Raw genomic sequence first — 21,584 nt, forward strand, 5'->3', positions numbered from 1 at the left:
CGCTCAGACCCGCCGCGCCGCCAGCCGGCGCTCGACGAGGGCCGCGCCGAGACTCACGCTGGCATTGATGGCGACATAGAGCAGCGCCACCGCGCTCAGCGTCTCGAACGGGCGGAAATTGCCGGCATAGATCTGCTGGCCGGTGCGGAACAGCTCGACCACCGTGATGACCGAGAGCAGCGCCGTCGCCTTGACGAGGATGGTGAACTCGCCGATCAGGCTCGGCAGGATCGCGGCGTAGAGCTGAGGCAGCACGACCCGCAGCCAGATCGCCGCCGGACGCAGGCCGAGCGCGACGGCCGCCTCGATGGCGCCGGGGCTGAGCGTCGCCAGCCCGCCGCGCATCATCTCGCTGACGAAGACCGCGCTGTTGAGCGACAGGGCGAGGATGCCCGCGCTCATCGGCCCGAGGTCGATCCCGACCGCCGGCAGCACGTAGTAGAAGACGAAGATCTGCACCAGCAGCGGCGTGCCGATCACCACGCTCATCAGCACCGCGACCGCCGCGTTGACGGGCCGCCACTTGCAGGCCCGCAGGATGGTGAGCGCGGTGCCGCCCAGCAGGCCAAGCAGCGTCGCCGCCAGCGCGATCTCGACCGTGAGCAGCGCGGCCGGCAGCAGCCGTGGCAAGGCCTGCAGCAAAAACGCCGGATCGAAGGTCATGCCGTCCTCGCCGGACCGGCCGGGCGGCTCAGACCGCGCCCGGCGGCAGGTAGCCGCTGTCGGGGATCGGCATGCGGAAGCCGAACCACTTGTCCTGGAACGCGTAGAGCTTGCCGCTGTCGCGAAGCTGCCGGATCACGCCGGAGATGTAGTCGCGCAGGTCCTTGTCCTCCGGCCGCGTGACCCAGCCCATATAGCTGATCGTCTCGCTGGCCGGGCCGGCGAGCGCGAACACGCCCGGCTGCTGCTTGATGAGCACGGCGGCGTTGGGAAGGCTCTGCACCACCACGTCCACCTCGCCATTGGCGAGGGCGAGATAGGTCTCGGGGAAGCTCGGATAGAGCTTGAGGTCGGAAAAGCCCTTGCCGCCGGCCTTCTTCAGCTTGGCGTCGGTGGCGCGGGCGGCCTGCTCGGTGGTGGTGCCGAGCTGGGTGCCCACCACCTTGCCGTTGAGGTCGGCGCCGGAGGAGATGCTGGCATCGCCCGCGCGCTTGATGAAATAGGGGGTGCTCTCGGCGATCGGCAGGGTGAAGGCGTATTTCTTCGCCCGCTCCTCGTTGATGCCGACCGAGGTCGCCACGAAGTCGAACTTGCCGGCCAGCACGCCTGGCAGGATGCCCTGGAACGGCACGTCGAGCTGGGTGAGCTCGACGTCGAGATCGGCCACCACGACGTTGAGGATGTCCTTGCCGTAGCCGACGATCTTGCCGTCCTCGACGAACTCGAAGGGCGGGAACGCCGCCTCGGTGCCGACGGTCAGCTTCTTGGTGCGGCGGATCCGCTCCAGCGTGGTCTCGGCAAAGGCGGGCGCCGTGCCGAGCGCCGCGACGGCAGTACCGCCGAGCAGGGTCAGGCCGAAGGCACGACGGGTGAGGGACATCATCTCGAGGGCTCCAGGGCAGCGGCGTGGGGAGAGGACGGAAGCGACGCTAGCCCCGTTCAACGAGCGCGAGAAAGCATCAAAAACGCACAATTGCGATGCCTCAAAGGCTCCAGCCTCGCAATGGGTGCGGTGCTTTCCGGGCATCGAAGCGGGACCAAATTGATGCTTCCCCGCGCCCGCCCCGCCGGGCACTAGTGCCGGACAGCGTGACGCAGGAGGCCGTGCCCATGACCGCACCCGACAACTCTCCGGACCGGGGACCCGTGCGGACGGGGGAGGCGCGTCTCGACGAGGTACTGGCGCCGCGCGCGCGGATCGGCTTCGCGATGGACCGGGGCGAGGTGCTGCGCATCACCGATCTGGAAGGCCAGCAGGTCGCCGACCTGGTCTGCTTCAACCGGCACAACACCGCCGAGAAGCTCTCGGTCCACGTCACCATGATGGACCAGGGCTCGATCTACATGGTGAAGGGCAAGAGCCTGCTCTCCAACGACTGCAACAGCCTGATGACCCTGACCGAGGACACGTGCGGGCGCCACGACCTGCTGGCGGGCTCGTGCAACGAGGGGGCGAACTTCAAGCGCTACGGCCTGCACCACACCCCGAACTGCCGCTGCAACCTCGAGGTCGCGCTCGCGCCCTTCGGCCTGCCGCTGCGCGAAATCCCCTACAGCTTCAACGTCTTCATGAATGTCGACCTGAAGCCGGACGGGGCGATCCGCACGGTCGAGCCGCTCTCGAAGGCCGGCGATTTCGTGGAGCTGCGCGCCGACATGGACCTGATCGTCGGCATCTCCAACTGCCCGTCCGACCAGGGCCCGTGCAACGGCTACAAGCTCACCCCGCTGCGCGTCGAGGTGCTGCGGGCACCGGAGGCGTGAGGCGGGGCCGATGGTCGAGACACGCTCCCTCCCGCTCGCCGTGCGCGGCGCCGAAAGCCTCGCGGTGCGGGCCGGCGGGCTCGTCGTCACCGGCGGCCTCGCCGTTGCCCCCGGCGGAGACCCGCTCGCGCCCGCGCAGGCGGTGCTGGAGGCGCTGGGCAGCGGCCTGCCCGCCGCCGCGCGGCTGAAGGCCTATCTCGCCGACATTCGCTCCGCCCCGGCCCTGCGCGCGCGCCTGCCGGCCTTTCCCGCCGCCACCTCGGCTGTCAGGGCGATGCTGCCCGACGGCGTCGACGGGCTGGTCGAGCTGATCGCCGGCGCGGATGAACCGCCGGTGCGGCACTCCTCACCGGGCGGCCCGGGTGTCACGCAGCTCGGCGGGCTCCTGTTCTGCGACGGCGCGCGCTTCGATCCTTCGAGCGGTGCGGAGGAAGCGGGTGATCTGCGCGCGCAGGCACGGCAGGTGCTGGGCGGCATATTGGGTGCGCTGGCGCCGCTCGGCGCGGGCGCGGGCGATCTGGTGAAGGTCAACAACACCGCCGCCTGCTGGCACAATTACGGCTTCTACAACGAGGTCTACAACGAGCTTCTCGCCGGCGCGAACGCCGCGCGCTGCTCGGTCGGCGGGGTGCTGGAGCATCCGCTCGCGCTGGTCGAGGTGGACGCGGTGGCGGCGAGCGGCGGCGCGTTGCGCTTCGTCGATTCCACCATGAGCGGCGTCGGCCGCACCGGCTTCAGCTATCGCGACGACACCGTCTATCTGCCCGAGCTCGGCCCCTGCAAGGGTCCCCATGCCCATGGCGCGCGGGCGGGCGATATCGTCTTCGTCGCCGGCGAATGCCCCTATGACGCGCAGGACCGGCTGGTCGGCCCGGGCGACATCGCCGCTCAGACCCGCCAGACCCTGCGCAATGTCGAGCTCTCGCTGGAAGCACTTGGCGCCCGCCTGTCGGACGTGGTGCGCACCAATGTCACGCTCTCGGACATGCGGCTGTTCGAGGGTTTCGATGGCGCCTATGCCGCCGCTTTCACCGGCCCCTACCCGGCCCGCACCGTGGTCGGCGCGCCGCTCGGCCAGTACGGAATCCTGGTCGAGATCGAGGCCATCGCCGTGATCGGCGCCGGCCGCGAAGGTGTGTTCCTGACCGGGGAGCCGGCATGAGCGCGCTCACCGTGGTCACGACGCCGGCGGCGCAGATCGCCTGCGACGCGCTGATCCTGCCGCTTGCCGCCGACCACAAGCCTCTCGACCCGGCGCTCGCCCGTGTCGTCGCGGCGGAGGACGTCGCCGGCCGGCCGGACGAGGCCGTCGTCATCGCGAGCCTCGGCCTGCTGCCGGCGGCGCGGCTGGTGCTCACCGGCCTCGGCGCCGGGCCGGTGACGCCGGAAGAGGCGCGCCGGGCCGCCGGCGCCGCTGTGAAGGCTCTGCGCGGGCGCGGGGTGAGCCGGATCGTCATCGACACCGCCGGCCTCCCGGAGCACGACGCGGACGGCTTCGCGCGCGTCGTGCAGGCGCTGGTCGAGGGCGCGCTCTCGGCCGACTACGAATTCGCCCGCTACCGCACGCAGGAGCCCGGCCGTGCGCGGATCGCGCATCTCGCGATCGCCGTTCCCGCCGGGCGGCAGGTGCAGGCGGAACCGGCGCTGCGCCGCGCCGGCGCGGTGGCCGATGCCGTGAACGCCGCCCGCGACCTCTGCAACGAGCCGCCCAACCGGCTCACACCCGCCGCCTTCGCCGCCCGCATCGAGGCGCTCGGCGCCGATCCTCGCCTGAACGTGAGCGTGCTCGGCCGCGCGGCGATGGAGGAGCTTGGCATGGGCGCGCTGCTCGCGGTGGCGCAGGGCTCGCGCCACGAGCCCCGCTTCGTGCGCGCCGACTACCGGCCGGCGGCAGCGCCGAACCTCGATGCGCCGCTCGTCCTCGTCGGCAAGTCGGTGACCTTCGACACCGGCGGCATCTCGCTCAAGCCCGCGCTCGACATGGAACGGCAGAAGACTGACATGGGCGGCGGCGCGGCGGTGTTCGGCGCGCTCACCGCGGCGCTGGCGCTCGGCCTTCCACTCGCGGTCACCGGCCTGTTCCCGATCGTCGAGAACATGCCGGGCGGCGGCGCCACGCGGCCGGGCGACGTGGTGCGCACCCTTTCGGGCCGGACCGTGGAAATCCTCAACACCGACGCCGAGGGCCGGCTGATCCTCGCCGACGCGCTGCACTACGCGCGCTCGCTGAATCCCCGCGCCATCATCGACCTCGCGACGCTGACCGGAGCGAGCTCGATCGTGTTCGGCCCGGTCGGCATCGGCCTGTTCGCGAGCGACCTGGCGCTGGCCGTAGCGTTCCAGCAGGCGGAAGCGACGGCGGGCGAGCGGGTCTGGCCCCTTCCGCTGTGGCCGGAGTACCGTGAGCTGCTGCGCAGCCGGATCGCCGACCTGCGCAACATCTCGACCACGATCCAGCAGGGCAGCATGATGACGGCGGCATCCTTCCTGCGGGCCTTTGTCGGCGACGAGCCGTGGGCCCATCTCGACATCTACAACACCGCCTGGAACGAGGCCGAGCATCCGCATCTGCCGAAGGGGCCGACCGCGAGCGGCACCCGCCTGCTGGCCCAGTTCCTGATCGACGAGGCGCAGCGCGCCGGCGCGCCCGCATGAGGCAGTTCGCTCCCGGCATGCCGGTGATCGAGATGTCGGGCGTGCACCTCGCCCTCGGCGCGGCCGAGATCCTGCGCGGCATCGACCTCGTGGTCGGCTGCGGCGAGCGCGTCGCCATCATCGGCCCCTCGGGCTCGGGCAAGTCGAGCCTGATCCGCTGCATGAACGGGCTGGCGCGCCCACGTGCGGGGCGGGTCACCGTGCTCGGCGAGGACCTCGCCACCCCGGCCGGGCTGAAGGAGTGCCGGCGGCGCACCGACATGATCTTCCAGTCGTTCAATCTCTATTCGCAGATGACGGTGCTGGAGAACGTGATGCTGGCGCCGCGCCGCCTCCTCGGCCTGCCGGCACCGGCGGCGCGGGCGCGCGCGCTCGAACATCTCGCGGCGATGGAGATGGACGGCTTCGCCGCGCGCTACCCGTTCGAGCTCTCCGGCGGCCAGCAGCAGCGCGTGGCGCTCGCCCGCGCGCTCGCCAAGGCCCCGGACATCCTGCTGCTCGACGAGCCGACCTCGGCCCTCGACCCGGAGCTGGTGCGAAGCGTCATGGCGGCCATCGTCACTGCCACCGCGCGCGGCATCACCACCGTGACCGTCACGCATGAGATCGGCTTCGCGCGCGAGCACGCCCACCGGCTCGTGTTCCTGTGCGAGGGACGGGTGGTGGAGCAGGGCCCGCCGGAGGAGATGCTGGCGCGGCCGAACAGCCCGCGCCTCGCCGGCTTCCTGAAGGCTAGCGCGCGCGCCTGAGCTGCGGCGTGGCGTGCCATTCCACCAGCCGCACGAAGCGCGAGACCGCGAACACGGCGGCGAGATAGACCAGCGCCGCGAACACCAGCGGCGGCACCAGCTCGAAGGTGCGGAAATAGACCTGGTTCGCCGCGCCCATCAAGTCGCGCACGGTGATGAAGCTCACCACCGCCGTGCCCTTCAGCACGAACACCGCCTCGTTGCCGAAGCTGCGTATGCCGAGCCGCACCGCATGCGGCGCGACGATGAAGCGAAACACCTGCGGGCGCGAGAAGCCCGCCGCCCGCGCCGCCTCGACCTCGTTCGCCGGCACGTTGCGCAGCGCGCCGGCGATGATGTGGGTCTGGAACCCGGCCGAGTTCAGCGACAGCGCGATCACCGCCACCGTGAACGGGTCGCGCAGCAGGAACCACAGCACGCTCTGGCGGATGCCCGGCACCTGCGGCAGGCCGTAATAGACCAGGAACAGCACCACCAGCAGCGGCGCGCCGCGAAAGAACAGCACGAATCCATGGCCGAGGCCGCGCAGCGCGCGGTTGCGGGCGTTGCGCGCGAAGGCGAAGGGAAGCGCGATCAGGAAGCCGATCGGCAGCGTCAGCACGAACAGCAGCAGCGTCGTGCGCGCGCCTTCCAGGAGCAGCGGCAGATAGGGCCCGAGGCCGGCAACGAGATCGGGCATGCCTCAGGCGCCCAGGAATTTCGAGGCGCGGCGCTCGATCCGTCCCTCGACCAGCCAGATCGCGGCGGCGAGGACGAGATAGACAGCCAGCGCGGCGAGATAGAAGGTCAGGTAGTGCTTCGTGTTCTTGCCGGCGTCGCCCGCCACCCGCAGCAGGTCCTCGAGGCCGACCGCGGCCACCAGCGGCGTCGCCTTGAGCGTCACCACCACGAGGTTCATCAGCCCCGGCAGGGCGAAGCGCAGCGCCAGCGGCAGCTTCACCGTGACGAAGGTCGGCAGCGGGCGCAGGCCGAGCGCGGCGGCCGCCTCCAGCGGGCCTGCAGGCACGGCCGCGAAGGCGCCGCGGAACACTTCCGAGCAATAGGCGCCATGCACCATGCCGATCGCCAGCACCCCGGCCCAGAACGCGTCGATCGCGACGAAGCCGTCGACGCCGAAAGGGGCCAGCAGCGCCTGCAGCGCGAAGGAGAAGCCGTAATAGACCGCGAAGATGACCAGCAGCTCCGGCAGGCTGCGCATCACCACCTCGTAGCCGCCCACCAGCCGCGCCGCGGTGCGCCGGCGCGAGGTGGCGACCAGCGCCCCGCCGAGGCCGAGCGCGGTGCCGAGCACCACCGAGGCGGCGGCGAGGGCGAGGGTGACGAGGAGCCCCCGCGCCAGCGCATCACCCCAGCCCGAGCCGAAGGCCAGAAGGGACAGGTCCATCATGTCTCCCCGACCCGGTCGGTCGGGCCGTCACTTCCAGAGCGGCTGGGCGCTCACATCCACGCCCGGCTTGAAGTAGCGCGCGGCGATCTCCTTGAACGTGCCGTCCGCATAGACGGCACGGATGGCGTCGTTGACCTTGTCGCGCAGCGCGGTCTCGTCCTTGCGGAACATGGCGCCGGCGCCGCGCCCGAGGAGCGGGTCGCTGTAGCTCGGGCCGAACCACGCATAGCCCGCGCCCTCCGGGGAGGCGAGGAACACGCTCACCGGAAGCTGCGCGTTGAAGCCGTAGTCGATGCGGCCGGCCTCGAGGTCGGCATTCACCTGGTCGAGATTGTCGTAGCCGCGCACGTCGACCTTATCACCCCATTTTTCCTTGATGAAGCGCTCGCCGGTGGAGCCGGACAGCACGCCCACGCTCTTGCCGTCGAGGCCCGCCGGCAGGGTCACGGCGCTGCCCTTCGGCCCGTAGAAGCGGAACTGGTCGGTGATGTAGGGGATCGAGAACAGCCCGACCTTCGCCCGCTCGTCGTTGATCGACATGTAGGAGAAGATGAAGTCGTACTTCTTCGCCTGCAGCGCCGGGATCATGCCGGAGAAGTCCTGCTTCACCCAGGTGCATTCGAGCCCGGCATGCTTGCAGATGGCGTTGCCGAGGTCGATCTCGAAGCCGGTGAAGCTGCCGTCGGCCTCGGTCTGGTTGAAGGGCGGGAAAGCGCCCTCGGTGGCGATCGTCACCTTCTCGGGCGCAGCCGCGTGGCTCACCCCCGGAAGGCTCGCGCCCAGCGCCGCGACGATCATGCAGATGCTCGAGGCGCGACCGATCAGGCCGGACAGATTCATCGTCAGCTCCTTGCTTCAACCAGCTTGGGAAAGAGGGCGGCCGAAGCGGATCAGGCGCCTTCCCGTTCATCTGTACGCCCTAGGCTCCCGCATTATACTGCCGCTTGAGAAGCACAGATTTGGAAGCATAGTGGTGCCTTTCCGGCACCGTTCAGGGAAGCCTCGCGCCGCATGCTGCACTCGCGCCTGATCCGCTACATCGACGAGGTCGCCCGCGCCGGCTCGATCCGCCAGGCGGCGGAGAAGCTCAACGTCGCCTCCACCGCCATCAACCGGCAGATCATCGCCTTCGAGGAGGAGCTCGGCCTGCCGATCTTCGAGCGGCTGCCGCGCGGCGTGCGGCTGACCACGGCCGGCGAGATCCTGGTCGAGCACATACGCAACACCATGAAGGACCACAGCCGCGCGATGCTGCGCATCGGCGACGTGAAGACGCTCCGGCGCACCAAAATCACGGTGGCGACGCTGGAGGCGCTGACCGCCGACGTGCTGGCCCATGTGGTGAGCGAGTTCCAGCAGACCTATCCGCTCACCAAGATCATCGTGCGGGCCATGCCGGCGGACGCCATCGTCACCGTGGTTGCGGGCGGGGACGCGGATTTCGGCGTCGGCTTCGACTTTCCCTCCGAGACCGGCCTCACCGTCCATGCCCGGGTGTCGTGCAGCCTCGGCGCGGTGGTGCGCCCTTCACACCCGCTCGCGACGCGCGCCAGCGTGCGGCTGAGCAACTGCCTCGACTACCCCTTCGTGCTGCCGGCCGAGGACCTGACCCTGCGCCAGCTTTTCGACCGCATGGCACGAAAGGCGCGGGTGTCGATCGAGCCGCTGATGGAGACCAACTCGATCGACCTGCTCAAGCGCAACGTGATGCTGGCGGACGTGGTGACGGTGCTCACTCGCGCCGATGTCGAGCTGGAGCGGCTGCGCGGCGGGCTCGCCTTCGTGCCGTTCCGCGACGCCGATGTCGGCGCCCAGACGCTGACCATCGTCCACCGCAACAGCGCCCGCTTCGATGCGGTGACGATGCACTTCGCCGAGAAGCTCGCCGAGCTGGCGCACCAGATCGGCGACTGACGCCGCGACTGCGGCCGCCCGCCGCCTCAGGCCCGCGCCGGCGCGCTCGGGCGGGCATGGGCGGCCTGGAGCTGCGCCCGCGTATAGGCGATCGCCTGCCGCGCCAGCACCTCGCCGTCGGCCCACAGGTTGCGCCAGATGGCGAGGTCAGCCGAGAGCTGCTCGGCGACCACGGTGGAAGAGAAGGATTCGAAGGTGATCGGCCCCGCATAGCCGATGTCGGCGAGGCCGTGGAAGAAGCCGGTGAAGTCGATATGGCCCGAACCCAGCGGGCCGCGATGGTTCTCGCCGATATGCACATAGCCGAGCCGGTCGCCGACCAGGTGCAGCGGGCGGACGAAATCGTCCTCCTCGATGTTCATGTGATAGGTGTCGAGGTGGATCATCACATTGTCAGCGCCGATCTCGTCGGCCAGCGCCAGCGCCTCGGCGGCGGTGTTCATGACGTGGGTCTCGTAGCGGTTCACCACTTCGAGGCCGAGCGTGACGCCGAGCCCCGCCGCCTCGCCGGCGAGGTCGCGCAGCACCGACACCGCATTGGCGCGCCCGCGCGCGCTCACCGGCCGCGAATATTTGCCGAGCGCGCTGAACAGCGCCCCGGTGAGAATATCGCCGCCGAGCGCCGCCGTCTTCTCGATCGAGGAGCGCAGCAGCCGCACGCCGCGCTCCACCACCGCCGGGTCCTCGTTCGAGATGTCCGCCTCGAAGGAGAGGCCGCGCGAGCAGGCAACCTTGAGCGAGGCGCCCTCGATGGTGGCGCGCGCATGGGCGACCTCGAAGCTGTCGAGCCCGTGCAGCGACAGTTCGAGCAGGTCGTAGCCGGCCTCGACCGTGCGCTGCACCGCGAATTCGATCGACTCCGGGGAGGTGTCGCCGACCCAGACGAGCGCATGCACGCCGAGCGGGTTGGTCATGGAATCGGTCATGGTCGGGAACTCCTCTTCTGCTAGCGGCGCTCCCGGGGCGGCCGGATCGCCGCAGCCCGGCCGTCGGGACGCCGCCCCTTTTCCGCGATTCGCCACCTGTCGGCGACGCGGGTTGCGGGAGGCTATGCCGCGCCGGCGCCGGCGGGAAGCTGGCCTTTAAGCGGTGCCTGCCCCTCGCCGCCGGTCGCCGTGGCGGCCATCAGATGGGCACGCGCCACCTCCGCGATGCGCGGCAGCTTATGGTCGTGCAGCATGGCGACCCCGGCCATCAGCGGCGGCACATCGTCGACGATGGCGAGGCGCCGCACCGCCCGCCCGTCCACCGCCCGGTCGTTGCGGAACGGCGTATTGAACAGCGTGTAGCCGAGCCCGTTGGCGACCATGGAGCGCGCCATCTCCGGCGACTGGGTGCGGTAGGCGACCCGCGGCGAGCGCCCGGACGACCAGAACACCTGGCGGAAATATTCGGCGCTGTGGGGGAGATCGAGCAGGATCATCGGCTCGTCCGCCAGCTCCGCGATGGACACTGCCGCGCGCTCCGCCAGCGCGTGGCCTGGCGGCACGAGGGCGTAGACCGGGCACGCCATGAGCGGAGCGAAGGCGATCGAACCGGGTATGCCGAGGTCGAACATCACGGCGAGCTCCAGCGCACCGCCATGCAGTTCCTCGATCAGCCCCAGATGGTCGCGCTCGTGGCAGTTCAACTCCGCCTTGGGATGCGCGGCGGTGAAGCCGGCCATGAGCGCGGGCATCACCACCGGCGCCAGGGTGAGGATGCAGCCGATCTCTGCCGTACCCACCACCTCGTCGGAAAGTTCCAGCGCGAAATGGTCGAACCGCTCGGCCTCCTTCAGCAGATTGCGCGCCGCCGCGACCAGCCGTCGCCCGGCCGGGGTCAGCGCCAGTCCCCGCGCCTGGTGGCGCACGAACAGCGTCACGCCGAACCTGTCCTCGAGTTGGCCGATGGCGATGGAGAGCGAGGGCTGCGAGACCCGCAGCCCCTGCGCAGCCGCCGTGATGCTGCCCTTGTCCGCCACGCTCACGAGGTAGCGCAGATGCTTCAGCGTGTAGTGCGCGCGGCTCATCGGACGCCCCCCGGACCAGCCGGAGCCGATCTTTAAGAATAGCTATGGCTCGGATTAGTTTTATATCTTTCTCATATAATCAAGCCCGCTGTTAGCCTCCCCATGTGAGGAGCCTTCTGCCGGGGCTCCGCTTGGCGAGAGGTGGCGGTGGGCATCGGAAGCGAAGTCTCGAAGGTCCGTGACGTCCCGCAGGGCCGAGGTATCGGCGCACGTCTGGCGCGCAAGGAGGACGAGCGCTTCCTGCACGGGCGCGGGCGCTACATCGCCGATCTGCGCTTCGCCAATCTGCGCGAGGTCGCTTTCGTCCGCAGCCCGGTCGCCCATGCACGGCTGACGCGCGTGCACGTGCCCGATCACCTGCGCGCCAGCGTCTTCCTCGCAAGCGACCTGTCGGACGTCAGCCCGATCCGCGCCGTCTCCCCCCTGCCCGGCTTCTTCCCCACCGAGCAGCCGCCGCTGGTGGTCGACCGCATCCGGCAGGCGGGCGAACTCGTCGCCATGTGCGTCGCCGACACGCGCGCGGAGGCCGAAGACATCGCCGCCCGGGTGCGGCTCGACTACGAGGAGCTGCCGGCCGTCGTCGACATGCTGGAGGCGCAGCAGCCCGGCGCCGCGCAGGTCCATGACGGCATGGCGAACAATGTCTATGTCCGCGTCGCCTTCGAGGGCGACATGGCCGACATCGCCGCGAACGCCCCGGTGCGCGTGCGCCGCCAGGTGCGCACCTCGCGTCAGGTGATGTCGCCGATCGAGTGCCGCGGCTTCGTCGCCGAGTGGGACACCCGCACCTCCCAGCTCGTGCTGCACGGCGCGACCCAGTTCCCGCACGTGGTGCGCAACGGCCTCGCCCGCGTGCTCGGCATCCCCGAACTGCAGATCCGCGTCATCTCGCCCGATGTCGGCGGCGGCTTCGGCTACAAGGCGATCCTCGGCGCGGAGGAGGTCTGCCTCTCCTGGCTCGCCATGCGCTGCGGCCATCCGGTGCGCTGGCTCGAGGACCGGCGCGAGCAGCTCGTCGCCAACGCCAATTGCCGCGAGCACGCCTACGACATGACCGCCTATGCGGATGCGCAGGGCCGGCTGGTCGGCTTCGAGGCCGAATGTGCGGTCGATACCGGCGCCTATTCCGCCTATCCCTTCACCTCGGCGATCGAGGCCTCGCAGGTCTCGGCCATCCTGCCGGGGCCCTACGACATCCCGGCCTATCGCTGCAGCACGGCGGCCATCGCCACCAACAAGTGCCCGAACCTGCCCTATCGCGGCGTGGCGCGGCCGGGCTGCTGCTTCGCCATGGAAGTGATGATCGACGCCGTCGCCCGCACGGTCGGGCGCACCCCCGAGGCGGTGCGCTACGCCAATCTCGTGCGGCCCGAGCAGATGCCCTACGACAACGCCTCCGACAAGCATTTCGACAGCGGCGACTATCCCGCGCTGCTGCGCATGGCACTCGAGGCGATCGACGTCGAGGCGGTCCGCGCGCGCCAGGCGGCGGGCGAACCGGACGGGCGGCGCATCGGCATCGGCATGGCGATCTTCTCCGAGCAGACCGCCCACGGCATGACCGCCGACGGCACCCGCCGCACCCTCTACGAGCAGGCCTTCGCCCGCATCACGCCCGACGGGCGGCTGGAGGTGCGCGTCGGCATCCAGACCATCGGCCAGGGGCTGGAGACGACGCTGGCGCAGGTCGCCTGCTCCTATCTCGGCATTGACCCGGACCGGGTGCAGGTCAAGCTCGGCGATACCGAGCTCTCGCCCTATTCGAGTGGTGCCTGGGGCTCGCGCGGCATGGTCTGGGTCGGCGGGGCGGTGGCCGCCGCCTGCGACGACCTCGCCTCCCGCGTCATGGCGTTCGGCGCCGCGCTCCTTCAGACCACGCCGGACCAGGTGACGCTGGCGGAAGGGCGCGTTGCCTCCGCCGCCGGCTCGGTGTCGCTGGAGGACATCGCCCGCGCCTATTATCTCGCCCCTGCCGACTTGCCGCCCGACATCGACCATCACGGGCTGGAGGTCACCGCCGGCCACGCCCCGGCCTGCCTCACCGGCATCCACACCGGCTCGGCCCATGCCTGCGTGGTCGCGGTCGACCCGCAGACGGGGCAGGTGGAGATCCTCGACTACGTGGTCAGCGAGGATGCCGGCGTGGTGGTCAACCCGATGGTGGTGGACGGCCAGATCATCGGCGGCACCGCGCAGGGCATCGGCACCGCGCTGTTCGAGGAGATGCCGTTCTCGCCGGAGGGCCAGCCGCTGGCGACCACGCTCGCCGACTACCTGCTGCCCGGCTCGGCCGAGGTGCCCAATGTGCGCGTCCTGCACATGGAGACGCCCTCGCCCTACACCTCCTTCGGCCAGAAGGGGGTGGGCGAAGGCGGCGCCATCGGCCCGGGCGGGGCGATCGCCAACGCGGTCAACGATGCGCTGGCACCGCTCGGGGTCGAGATGCTGAAGCTGCCGATGACGCCGCGCCGCATCGTCGAGGCGCTCGCCGCCGCCCGGCGCGGAGACGCCCGATGAGCGCGGACGCCGGCGAGACGCTGCATTTCGACACCGACGTGCTGGTGGTCGGCGGCGGCGGCGCGGGCATGTATGCCGCGCTCTCGGCGGCGGCGGACGGCGGCCGGGTGATCCTGCTCGACAAGAACGTGGTCGGGCGCGGCGGCGCCACCATCATGGCGCAGATGACCTGCGCCTCGGCGCTGGGCGAGGCCGAGCCGGACGGGCCGCAGGCGCATCTCGCCGACACGATCGAGGCCGGCCGGGGCCTGTGCGACGAGACGCTGGCCGGCATCGTCTGCGAGGGCAGCCCGACGCGCATCCGCGAGCTCGGCGCGTGGCGGGTGAACTGGGCCCGCGACGAGGAGGGCCGCATCGCCCAGGTGCTGGCGCCCGGCCACAGCCGCAGGCGCTGCGTCTATGTCGACTTCCTCTCCACCGGCGCCGCGATCTCCGCCGCGCTGCGCCGCGAGACCGGCCGCAACGCCGCCGTGCGCCGGCTCTCCAACGTCACCGTCACCGACCTCGTGGTCAGCGACGGCGAGGTGACGGGCGCGGTCGGCTTCGACATTGCGGGCGGGGCGAGCGTGACCATCCGCGCCGGCGCCACCGTGCTCTGCCTCGGCGGCATGGCGAAGCTCTACCGCCGCACCACCGCCCCGGCCAACTCCGCCGGCGAGGGGCTCGGCCTCGCACTGAGGGCCGGGGCGCGGCTGGTCGACATCGAGTTCCTGCAGTTCTACCCCAACGGCCATCTCGCCCCGCGCATGGTCGGGCTCGACCCCACCACCTGGGAGCCGACCCGGGTCAAGCTCGGCGGCCGGCTTCTCAACAGCGAAGGCGAGGAGTTCCTCGCCCGCTACGGCGAGGGCGGCGAGGGCTACAACACCACGCGCGACCTGCTCACCCACGCCATCTACCGCGAGGTGGCGGAAGGGCGCGGCACGCCCAATGGCGGCGTCTACCTCTCCTTCCAGCACATCGCGCCCGAGCGGCTGAAGGCGGCGCTCGGCCCGTTCATCGACATCTTCGCCGCCAACAACATCGACATCTCCAGGCAGCCGGTCGAGATCTTCCCCATCGCCCACTACCAGATGGGCGGCATCGTGGTGACGCCGGACCTCGCCACCGACGTGCCCGGCCTCTACGCCGCCGGCGAGATCGTGGGCGGGGCGAACGGCGCGAACCGCTTGTCGGGCAATGCGCTGCCCGAGGCGCTGGTGTTCGGCGAGCGAGCCGGCCGCTCGGCGGCCGCGCATGCCCGGGCCCGCACCGGCACGGCCTGGGACGAGAAGGCCGCCGCGCCCCACCTCGCGCGCCTGCGCGAGCGCCGCGCCGCGCGTCCCGGCGGGCCGCCGCCGGTGGCGCTGCTGGGCGAACTGCGCTCGCTGATGTGGGACAAGGTCGGCGCCTTCCGCAACGAGGCAGACCTCGAGGCCGCGCTTCGGCGCATCCGGCAGATGCAGGCCGACGACCTGCCGGCTCTGTCGGTGGGCGATCACAAGGTTCACAACACCGACCTCGTGGAGTGGTTCGAGCTGCGCGGCGGGCTGGTGGCGGCCGAGGCGCTGACCCTCGCCGCCCTGCGGCGCCGCGAGAGCCGGGGCGCGCACCAGCGCGACGACTTCCCCGACACCGACCCCGCTCTCACCCGCAACCAGTTCCTCCGCCTCGACGGCGGCGCGCTGGTCTCGAGCTTCGGAGCCGCGCCATGACCGCGCCCCCGACGAAGACCGCGCGGCTCGAGATCTGGCGCGGCACCGACCGCGCGGACGGCCGCTTCGAAATTCACGAGGTGGCGTTCCAGGACGGCGATTCCGTCCTCGACGGCCTCATCCGCCTGCGCAGCGAGGGGCTGAGCGACCTCGCCTTCCGCTATTCCTGCTTCAACGCCAATGTCTGCAAGGAATGCACGATGCTGATCGACGGGCGGGTCGAATATGCCTGCATCGCCCGCCTCACCGAGACGCTCACCCGGCTGGAGCCGATGCCGAAGATGGCGGTGCTGCGCGATCTCGTCACCGATACGCTGACCCCGAGGGAGAAGCCGTGAGACGCCTTTCGCGCGGGGTTCGGCCATGAAGCCGGCCGCCTTCGACTATGCCCGCCCCGGCACGCTGGAGGAGGCCGCGCGCCTGCTCGCCGACACCGGCGCCGGTGCCGCCGCCAAGGCGATGGCCGGCTCGCAGTCGCTGGGTCCGATGATGAATCTGCGCCTCGCCCGGCCCGGGCGCGTGGTCGACCTCACCGCCATCCCCGCCCTGCGCGCCGTCACCCGGCGAGCGGACGCGCTGGTTATCGGCGCCTGCGTCACCCATGCGGACATCGAGGACGGCCGGGTGGAGGACGTCACCGCCGGGCTGCTGCCGCATGTGGCGGGCCGCATCGCCTACCGCGCGGTGCGCAATCGCGGCACGCTCGGCGGCAGCCTCGCCCATGCCGATCCGGCCGCCGACTGGCTGACCGCGCTCTCCCTCGTCGGCGCCGTCGCCGAGCTCCGCTCGCCGCGCGGCGGGCGCGAGGTCGCCGTGAGCGGCCTGATGGTCGCCTCCTTCACCACCGTGCTGGAGCCGGACGAGATCATCGCCGCGATCCGGGTGCCGGTCGCCGGCGCGGGCGCACGCTGGGGCTGGACCAAGCTGTCCTCCAAGGTGGGCGAGTTCGCCCACGGCCTCGCCGGCGTGTTTGCCGACCCCGCGCGCGGCATCTTCCGCGCCGCCATCGGGGCGCTCGACACCGCGCCGATCGTGCTCGACGACGCCGCGCCGCTTTTCGGCGGCCCGTTCGGCGAGCGGCTGGACCAGCGGCTGGACGAGGCCGCGCTCGACCGCCCGCTCGATGAGCGCGGCGTGGTGGACGACTATGTGCGCGCCATGGCCCGTGTCGCGCTGGCACGCGCCGCCGCGCAGGCGAGCGCACGGCAGGCGGGCGCAGGCGAAGGAGAGCGGGCATGAGAACCGTCGCCCTCAGCGTCAACGGGCGCCCGGCCGCCGCGCCGGTGGCGGCCCGCACCAGCCTCGCCGACTATCTGCGCGAGACACTGTCGCTGACCGGCACCCATGTCGGCTGCGAGCACGGGGTGTGCGGCGCCTGCACTGTGCTGATCGACGGCGTGCCGGCGCGCTCCTGCATCACTTTCGCCGCCGCCTGCGAGGGCGCCAGCGTCACCACGATCGAGGGGCTGGAGGCCGACCCGGTCACGGACGCGCTGCGCGCCGCCTTCTCGCGCCATCACGGCCTGCAATGCGGCTTCTGCACCCCGGCCATGCTGGTCACGGCGCGCGACATCGTCACCCGCCTGCCCGACGCGGACGAGGCGCGCATCCGCGCCGAGCTGAGCGGCAATCTGTGCCGCTGCACCGGCTATGTCGGCATCGTCGCGGCGATCCGGGAGGTGCTGGCCGCGGCGCCCGCAGCGCCCAGGCAGGTGGAACGCGCGCTCGGCCCGGTCGGCGCGCGCACGCCCGAGCCGGCCCGCACCGGGCCCGAGGCGCCTTCCGCGCAGCCCGCGCCGTCCAGCATTGCTGCGCAGGAGAGCGACACCGACGGCGCGGCCGACATCGCCGCGCAGGATTGGGATCAGGTGCTGAAGGACGGCACCCGTCTCGCCCAGTCCTTCACCGTCACCTTCCCGCCCTCGACCGTCTGGCGCTTCTTCGCCGATGCCGGGCGAGTGGCGGGCTGCATGCCCGGCGCGCGGGTGAGCGCGCTCGGCGTGACGGACGGCGGGCGGCAGAGCGTGCGCGGCGAGGTGCGGGTCAAGCTCGGCCCGATCGTCAGCGCCTTCGGCGGGGTGGCCGAGATCGAGACCGACGAGGCCGCCATGAGCGGCACCGTGCGCGGCCTCGGGCGCGACGCCAACAGCGATTCTCGCGCCCGCGCGGTGATCCGCTACGACGTCGCCGACGCGGATTCCGGAACGCCGGGCGGCACGCGGGTGGACGTCACGCTCGCCTTCCTGCTGTCCGGCACGCTGGCGCAGATCGGCCGCTCGGGGCTGGTGCGCGACGTCGCCGACCACGTCACCCGCCAGTTCGTCCGCAATCTCGAGGCGGCCCTCTCCGGCACCCCCGCCGCCGCGCCCGAGGCAGACGTGCTCGATGCCGGCGCGGCCGCCCGCTCAGTGCTAGGCGCGCGCCTGCTGCGCTTCTTCCGCCGGCTGTTCGGGCGCGGCTGACGGGCCGCGCGGATCGGTTCAGTTCGCCCGCGTGCTGCGCAGAGCCGACCGAGCGCGGGCTTCAGGTCGGCTGCTCGTTGCGGTTCAGCGGCGGGCCGAGGAACTCCACTTGCCAACGCGCGCCGAAGGCGTTCAGCGCGTCGCGGTCCGGTATGCCGTCACGCATTATGCCGGAGAGCTCGGTGAAGAAGGCGGTCGCGTCGAGCGCGGGGGCGATGAGGATGTACTGGCGCGCCGGCGCGTCGGTCACGTTGACGAAACCGTGTGCCGCGCCGCCGGGAATGCTCACCACGTCGCCCGCCTCGGCGAAGAAGCGCCGCCCGTCCACCTCGTAGAGATAGCGCCCCTCGATCACCCGGAAGATCTCCGCCTCGCGGTGGCGGTGGCGCGGCGGCCCGGCGCCGGGGGCGTTGACGGTCTCGATGAAGCAGAATTCGCCCCCGCTCGCCGCGGGCGGCAGGCGCACGAACAGGTCGAGCCCGATGGCGGGAACCTTGATCGGCGGCTCCGTTCCCGGAGAGTGGAGAAAGCTGACGCTCATGGGTGTGTCCTCGATGACGGATACGTGCGAAGCCGGCGGCGGATGGATTTCAGGGCGATGGGTTTGCGGCGGCCGGCGGGCGGGCACCGAGCGCCTGCATGTAGCGGGCAACGCGCTCCCATTCGCCATCGGCGACCGCCATGGCGAGATAGCCGTCCGGCCGCACCAGCTCGATGCCGCCCGCGGCCGGGTTCGGCCGGACCGCCGGGTCGACCGGCCCCTCGAACAGCCCCGCCGGCGGCGGCCCCGCCCCTTCGCCCGCGCGCAGCGTGAAGAGCGGCGTGTCGCCGGCGCCATAGGGCGCCTCGTCCTCGCGCGGGGCCACGCGCGCGCCGGCCCGCGCGCCGGCCTGCCAGGAGACGCCGTTGAGCGGGCTGTCCTCATAGCCGATCGAGGTCTCGGTGAGGTTGCCCTCCAGCACATGCTGCACCGGCGGCAGGCCGAGTGCGAAATGCATCACCGCGTTGCGTATGTGCCGGGCGAGCGGGTTCTTCAGCGTGGCGAGCCGGGTCAGCCGGCCGGAGGTCGCGATCACCTGCGCGCCGACGGCGCGGCGCTCGGGATCGTAGCTGTCGAGCAGCGCCGGCGCGGTGCACAGGCCGCGATGCACCAGGGCGAGCTTCCAGGCGAGGTTTATGGCGTCCTGCATGCCGGTGTTCATGCCCTGCCCGCCGGCGGGGCTATGCACATGCGCCGCGTCGCCGGCGAGAAACACCCGCCCCGCCCGGTAATGGGCGACCTGGCGCTCGTTGATGCGGAAGGCCGAGGTCCAGATCGCGTCGCGCAGCACGATGCCGCCTGGCCCGCGCCGGTCCAGCAGGGTCTGGAAGGTCTCCACCGGCGGCGGCGGCGCGGCGCGGCTCGAGGCCTCGTCCGAGGCGCCGAGCCCGACGATCATCCGGTAGCGGTCCGGCCCCATCGGGAACAGCACCAGCGGCCCTTCCTCGTGCCAGTAGGTGGCGAATTCGTTGACCGGGCACGGCACGCCGGCCATGTGGAAATCGCCCTGCGCCCAGTCACTGCCGAGCGTGTCGCCCTCGAAGGGCAGGCCGAGGTGGTGGCGGACCACGCTGTGCGCGCCGTCGCAGGCGATCATCCAGCCATGGCGCACGCTCTCGCCGCGCCCGTCGGCATGGCGCAGCGTGGCGCTCACCCCCTCCCCGTCGGCGTCGAAGCCCTCGAGCTCAACGCCAAGCTCGGCGCTGACGCCGAGTTCCTCCAGATGGCGTACCAGCACCCGCTCGGTCTCGCTCTGCGGCAGCATCAGCACGAAGGGATAGGGCGTGGCGACGTCCTTGAGCTCGACGCGGGCGATCGGCTCGTCACCGGCGAGGATGTTGGCGACGGTGACCCTGTTGCCGAGCCCGACCAGCTCGGCGGAGAGCCCGGCGCCGGCGCGCGCGAACAGCTCCAGCGTGCGCGGCCACAGCGCCACCGCGCGCGAGGTGTTCGCCCGCGCCGTCATCGCGTCGACGAGGCGCACCGGCACCCGGTAGCGGGCGAGCTCGAGCGCCATGGTCAGCCCGACCGGCCCGGCGCCGACGATGAGGACACTGTCGGCCATGGGGTGATCCTTCGGCTCGCGCTATCGGCCGGTGCCGCGAGGGAGCGGCGGACGAAGATGCACCGGCCTGCTGCGGAACGGCGCGCCGCCAGCCTATCCCCGCCATCCCCGCCACGCCAGTACGCGCGGAAGAGGGCGGGTCGGCGCTCGCGGGAGATGGCGCCGAACGGACGGCCCGTGCGGCGGCGAGCTTGATCTCGCCCCCAGCGCGACGGAATCCGATAAGCGCTGAAGTCGTAGAGCGTCGGGGGCGAGCCCGCTATGCTCGGCCTCGGGAGTCGCCGCAACAGACGGCAGCGCCGGCGTGCCGTCGGCCATTCCCGCATGCCTGACCCCGACGTCGCGCGATCGAGGGATTTCGTCCGTTCTCCCGCAGTTCATCGCCGTTCCGACACCGCTGTCCTCGGCACACAAATCGGAGCGATCAAAACCCGCCAATGATGGCGAGGTCGGGAAACAAGTTGCTATCAGGGCAAGCGGCGGCCCTAGCTTCACAGTCGTTCTTACAACTGCGTTCATCTAGAATTTCGTGCCGCCGCTAAACCGGAAGGCCTGCGTCTGATCGTAATCCTCCTTGGTGAGGACCCAGGCATAGTCGAAGCGCAGCGGACCGAAGGGCGACTGCCAGATCAGGCTGACGCCGACCGAGGAGCGGATCGAGTCGTTGTCGGCCACGCAGACATTGGCGTAACCCTTCGTCTTCGACCCCTGTATCGCGCTGCAGTCCGTCAGACTGTCTTCCCACCCGCTGATATTGGTGAAGGTCGTGTTGCCCTCGTACCCCCAGAGCGAGCCCGCATCCGCGAACAAGGCCATCTTCAGATTGACCTCCTTCGGCATGAAGGACAGCGGGAACTGCAGCTCCGCGCTTGTGCCCCAGTAGAGCGTGCCGCCGAGCGCGTCCGGATCGGAGCCGTCGGTCCCCGAAGCAAGGTCGCGCGGGCCGATGCCGTTGGATTCGAAGCCGCGCACCAGGTCCGGGCCCTTGAAGAAGTTGTCCAGGATGCGCAGGTCCTCGCCGCCCCAGGAGGAGATGTTGCCCGCCTGGCCGCGCAGCATGAAGACAGCGTCGCCATAGACCGGCATGTACCAGCGCGAGTCGAAGGTCGACCGGACGTAGTTGACGTCGCCCCCGACGCCCGCGAAGTCCTGCTTCAGTTCAAGCAGGTAACCGCTTGTCGGCTCGAGATTATTGTCGAGCATGTTGTAGGTCAGCGTGTAGCCGACCAGCGAGGTGATGTAGGCCTCGTTGTTGATCTCGAGCAGCGCCCACGACGGCGTGCCGTAATCCTCGATCGTGTCCTCGTCGATCGTGATCTCTTTTTGATAGAGGCTGTAGCGTAGACCCAGCGTCAGCTCGTCGGTGAGCGGCAGGGAGACGCGCAGCGTGCCGCCCGCCATCGACGAGTCGTAAGGGCTGTAACTCGTCGCTTCGGTCTCTTTCCAATAAAGGTCGAAGCCGGCCGCGATGCGGTAGTCGAGGAAATAGGGCTCGGTGAAACTGAAGTCCAGTCCCTGCGTATCTTCCCCCAGTGAGCCCGCGAGGCGGACATACTGGCCGCGGCCGAGGAAGTTCTTCTCCGAGACCGACACCTCGCCGATGAAGCCGTCCGTGGTCGAGTAGCCGCCGGAGACCGAGAACTCGCCGGTCGGCTGGTCCTCG

General features: G+C 70.9%; 20 protein-coding genes. 10 read left to right on the plus strand and 10 right to left on the minus strand.

The window, feature by feature from the left end; all coding sequences use genetic code 11:
- Positions 1-3: 3 nt before the first annotated feature.
- Together NVS83_RS22190 and NVS83_RS22195 are read right to left on the minus strand one after the other, a co-directional pair.
- Positions 4-663, minus strand: a complete 660-nt coding sequence (locus tag NVS83_RS22190) for an amino acid ABC transporter permease (RefSeq protein ID WP_258741369.1) — start codon at positions 661-663, stop codon at positions 4-6.
- A gap of 28 nt (positions 664-691) precedes the next feature.
- The gene (locus NVS83_RS22195) at positions 692-1,546 is read right to left on the minus strand and encodes a transporter substrate-binding domain-containing protein (protein ID WP_258741370.1); all 855 of its coding nucleotides are present in this window, start codon (positions 1,544-1,546) and stop codon (positions 692-694) included.
- A gap of 227 nt (positions 1,547-1,773) precedes the next feature.
- Between NVS83_RS22195 and NVS83_RS22200 the strand changes: the two genes are divergently transcribed.
- The 4 genes from NVS83_RS22200 to NVS83_RS22215 are packed head-to-tail and all read left to right on the plus strand — an operon-like array spanning position 1,774 to position 5,831.
- Positions 1,774-2,427, plus strand: coding sequence for a DUF1989 domain-containing protein (locus NVS83_RS22200; RefSeq protein ID WP_258741371.1), 654 nt, complete (start codon positions 1,774-1,776; stop codon positions 2,425-2,427).
- Positions 2,428-2,437: 10 nt separating this feature from the next.
- Complete coding sequence (locus tag NVS83_RS22205) at positions 2,438-3,589, plus strand: RidA family protein (RefSeq protein WP_258741372.1); 1,152 nt, start codon at positions 2,438-2,440, stop codon at positions 3,587-3,589.
- Complete coding sequence (locus NVS83_RS22210) at positions 3,586-5,082, plus strand: leucyl aminopeptidase family protein (RefSeq protein WP_258741374.1); 1,497 nt, start codon at positions 3,586-3,588, stop codon at positions 5,080-5,082. Before NVS83_RS22205 ends, NVS83_RS22210 begins: the two co-directional genes overlap by 4 nt.
- Complete coding sequence (locus NVS83_RS22215; RefSeq protein ID WP_258741375.1) at positions 5,079-5,831, plus strand: amino acid ABC transporter ATP-binding protein; 753 nt, start codon at positions 5,079-5,081, stop codon at positions 5,829-5,831. The genes NVS83_RS22210 and NVS83_RS22215 overlap by 4 nt, the downstream gene beginning before the upstream one ends.
- On the opposite strand, the gene NVS83_RS22220 is transcribed toward NVS83_RS22215, so the two are convergent.
- The 3 genes from NVS83_RS22220 to NVS83_RS22230 are packed head-to-tail and all read right to left on the minus strand — an operon-like array spanning position 5,815 to position 8,058.
- Positions 5,815-6,510 (minus strand): ABC transporter permease, encoded by a 696-nt coding sequence (locus NVS83_RS22220; protein WP_258734453.1) that lies wholly within the window; start codon positions 6,508-6,510, stop codon positions 5,815-5,817. The genes NVS83_RS22215 and NVS83_RS22220 overlap by 17 nt on opposite strands.
- A 3-nt stretch (positions 6,511-6,513) precedes the next feature.
- Entirely contained in the window at positions 6,514-7,215 is a 702-nt protein-coding gene (locus NVS83_RS22225; RefSeq protein ID WP_258734454.1) for an ABC transporter permease, read from the minus strand.
- A 30-nt stretch (positions 7,216-7,245) separates the two neighbouring features.
- Complete coding sequence (locus NVS83_RS22230) at positions 7,246-8,058, minus strand: transporter substrate-binding domain-containing protein (protein WP_258741377.1); 813 nt, start codon at positions 8,056-8,058, stop codon at positions 7,246-7,248.
- Positions 8,059-8,229: 171 nt separating this feature from the next.
- Between NVS83_RS22230 and NVS83_RS22235 the strand changes: the two genes are divergently transcribed.
- On the plus strand, positions 8,230-9,132 hold the full coding sequence (locus tag NVS83_RS22235) for a LysR family transcriptional regulator (RefSeq protein WP_258741378.1): 903 nt from the start codon (positions 8,230-8,232) through the stop codon (positions 9,130-9,132).
- 26 nt (positions 9,133-9,158) lie between these two features.
- Here NVS83_RS22235 and NVS83_RS22240 read toward each other — a convergent pair whose 3' ends face one another.
- Both NVS83_RS22240 and NVS83_RS22245 read right to left on the minus strand, forming a co-directional pair.
- Positions 9,159-10,058 (minus strand): sugar phosphate isomerase/epimerase family protein, encoded by a 900-nt coding sequence (locus tag NVS83_RS22240; protein ID WP_258741380.1) that lies wholly within the window; start codon positions 10,056-10,058, stop codon positions 9,159-9,161.
- Between the two features lie 122 nt (positions 10,059-10,180).
- Positions 10,181-11,143, minus strand: a complete 963-nt coding sequence (locus NVS83_RS22245) for a LysR family transcriptional regulator (protein WP_258741385.1) — start codon at positions 11,141-11,143, stop codon at positions 10,181-10,183.
- A gap of 147 nt (positions 11,144-11,290) precedes the next feature.
- Between NVS83_RS22245 and NVS83_RS22250 the strand changes: the two genes are divergently transcribed.
- Genes NVS83_RS22250 through NVS83_RS22270 form a run of 5 tightly spaced genes read left to right on the plus strand, consistent with a single transcriptional unit; the run spans position 11,291 to position 17,816 of the window.
- Complete coding sequence (locus NVS83_RS22250) at positions 11,291-13,660, plus strand: xanthine dehydrogenase family protein molybdopterin-binding subunit (protein WP_258741386.1); 2,370 nt, start codon at positions 11,291-11,293, stop codon at positions 13,658-13,660.
- Positions 13,657-15,354, plus strand: a complete 1,698-nt coding sequence (locus NVS83_RS22255; protein ID WP_258741388.1) for an FAD-binding protein — start codon at positions 13,657-13,659, stop codon at positions 15,352-15,354. Before NVS83_RS22250 ends, NVS83_RS22255 begins: the two co-directional genes overlap by 4 nt.
- Positions 15,351-15,692, plus strand: coding sequence for a 2Fe-2S iron-sulfur cluster-binding protein (locus tag NVS83_RS22260; RefSeq protein WP_258734461.1), 342 nt, complete (start codon positions 15,351-15,353; stop codon positions 15,690-15,692). Before NVS83_RS22255 ends, NVS83_RS22260 begins: the two co-directional genes overlap by 4 nt.
- A 25-nt stretch (positions 15,693-15,717) precedes the next feature.
- Positions 15,718-16,593: an FAD binding domain-containing protein gene (locus NVS83_RS22265; protein ID WP_258741389.1), complete on the plus strand. Its 876-nt coding sequence runs from the start codon at positions 15,718-15,720 to the stop codon at positions 16,591-16,593.
- The gene (locus tag NVS83_RS22270) at positions 16,590-17,816 is read left to right on the plus strand and encodes a xanthine dehydrogenase family Fe-S subunit (RefSeq protein WP_258741391.1); all 1,227 of its coding nucleotides are present in this window, start codon (positions 16,590-16,592) and stop codon (positions 17,814-17,816) included. The genes NVS83_RS22265 and NVS83_RS22270 overlap by 4 nt, the downstream gene beginning before the upstream one ends.
- A gap of 61 nt (positions 17,817-17,877) precedes the next feature.
- On the opposite strand, the gene NVS83_RS22275 is transcribed toward NVS83_RS22270, so the two are convergent.
- From NVS83_RS22275 to bamA, 3 genes are all read right to left on the minus strand, one after another.
- Entirely contained in the window at positions 17,878-18,357 is a 480-nt protein-coding gene (locus NVS83_RS22275; protein WP_258734464.1) for a cupin domain-containing protein, read from the minus strand.
- 49 nt (positions 18,358-18,406) lie between these two features.
- Positions 18,407-19,921: an FAD-dependent monooxygenase gene (locus NVS83_RS22280; RefSeq protein ID WP_258741396.1), complete on the minus strand. Its 1,515-nt coding sequence runs from the start codon at positions 19,919-19,921 to the stop codon at positions 18,407-18,409.
- A 519-nt stretch (positions 19,922-20,440) separates the two neighbouring features.
- Positions 20,441-21,584, minus strand: a 1,144-nt coding sequence (gene bamA, locus NVS83_RS22285; protein ID WP_258741400.1) for an outer membrane protein assembly factor BamA, incomplete at its 5' end; no start/stop codon positions are given.

The sequence above is a fragment of the Ancylobacter mangrovi genome (assembly GCF_024752335.1).
Taxonomy (GTDB): Bacteria; Pseudomonadota; Alphaproteobacteria; order Rhizobiales; family Xanthobacteraceae; genus Ancylobacter; species Ancylobacter mangrovi.

Excerpts from the sequence above, each read along its gene's own strand:
- NVS83_RS22190 (WP_258741369.1), bottom strand. The coding sequence starts at position 663 with ATGACCTTCGATCCGGCGTTTTTGCTGCAGGCCTTGCCACGGCTGCTG.
- NVS83_RS22195 (WP_258741370.1), bottom strand. The coding sequence starts at position 1,546 with ATGATGTCCCTCACCCGTCGTGCCTTCGGCCTGACCCTGCTCGGCGGT.
- NVS83_RS22200 (WP_258741371.1), top strand. The coding sequence starts at position 1,774 with ATGACCGCACCCGACAACTCTCCGGACCGGGGACCCGTGCGGACGGGG.
- NVS83_RS22205 (WP_258741372.1), top strand. The coding sequence starts at position 2,438 with ATGGTCGAGACACGCTCCCTCCCGCTCGCCGTGCGCGGCGCCGAAAGC.
- NVS83_RS22210 (WP_258741374.1), top strand. The coding sequence starts at position 3,586 with ATGAGCGCGCTCACCGTGGTCACGACGCCGGCGGCGCAGATCGCCTGC.
- NVS83_RS22215 (WP_258741375.1), top strand. The coding sequence starts at position 5,079 with ATGAGGCAGTTCGCTCCCGGCATGCCGGTGATCGAGATGTCGGGCGTG.
- NVS83_RS22220 (WP_258734453.1), bottom strand. The coding sequence starts at position 6,510 with ATGCCCGATCTCGTTGCCGGCCTCGGGCCCTATCTGCCGCTGCTCCTG.
- NVS83_RS22225 (WP_258734454.1), bottom strand. The coding sequence starts at position 7,215 with ATGGACCTGTCCCTTCTGGCCTTCGGCTCGGGCTGGGGTGATGCGCTG.
- NVS83_RS22230 (WP_258741377.1), bottom strand. The coding sequence starts at position 8,058 with ATGAATCTGTCCGGCCTGATCGGTCGCGCCTCGAGCATCTGCATGATC.
- NVS83_RS22235 (WP_258741378.1), top strand. The coding sequence starts at position 8,230 with ATGCTGCACTCGCGCCTGATCCGCTACATCGACGAGGTCGCCCGCGCC.
- NVS83_RS22240 (WP_258741380.1), bottom strand. The coding sequence starts at position 10,058 with ATGACCGATTCCATGACCAACCCGCTCGGCGTGCATGCGCTCGTCTGG.
- NVS83_RS22245 (WP_258741385.1), bottom strand. The coding sequence starts at position 11,143 with ATGAGCCGCGCGCACTACACGCTGAAGCATCTGCGCTACCTCGTGAGC.
- NVS83_RS22255 (WP_258741388.1), top strand. The coding sequence starts at position 13,657 with ATGAGCGCGGACGCCGGCGAGACGCTGCATTTCGACACCGACGTGCTG.
- NVS83_RS22260 (WP_258734461.1), top strand. The coding sequence starts at position 15,351 with ATGACCGCGCCCCCGACGAAGACCGCGCGGCTCGAGATCTGGCGCGGC.
- NVS83_RS22265 (WP_258741389.1), top strand. The coding sequence starts at position 15,718 with ATGAAGCCGGCCGCCTTCGACTATGCCCGCCCCGGCACGCTGGAGGAG.
- NVS83_RS22270 (WP_258741391.1), top strand. The coding sequence starts at position 16,590 with ATGAGAACCGTCGCCCTCAGCGTCAACGGGCGCCCGGCCGCCGCGCCG.
- NVS83_RS22275 (WP_258734464.1), bottom strand. The coding sequence starts at position 18,357 with ATGAGCGTCAGCTTTCTCCACTCTCCGGGAACGGAGCCGCCGATCAAG.
- NVS83_RS22280 (WP_258741396.1), bottom strand. The coding sequence starts at position 19,921 with ATGGCCGACAGTGTCCTCATCGTCGGCGCCGGGCCGGTCGGGCTGACC.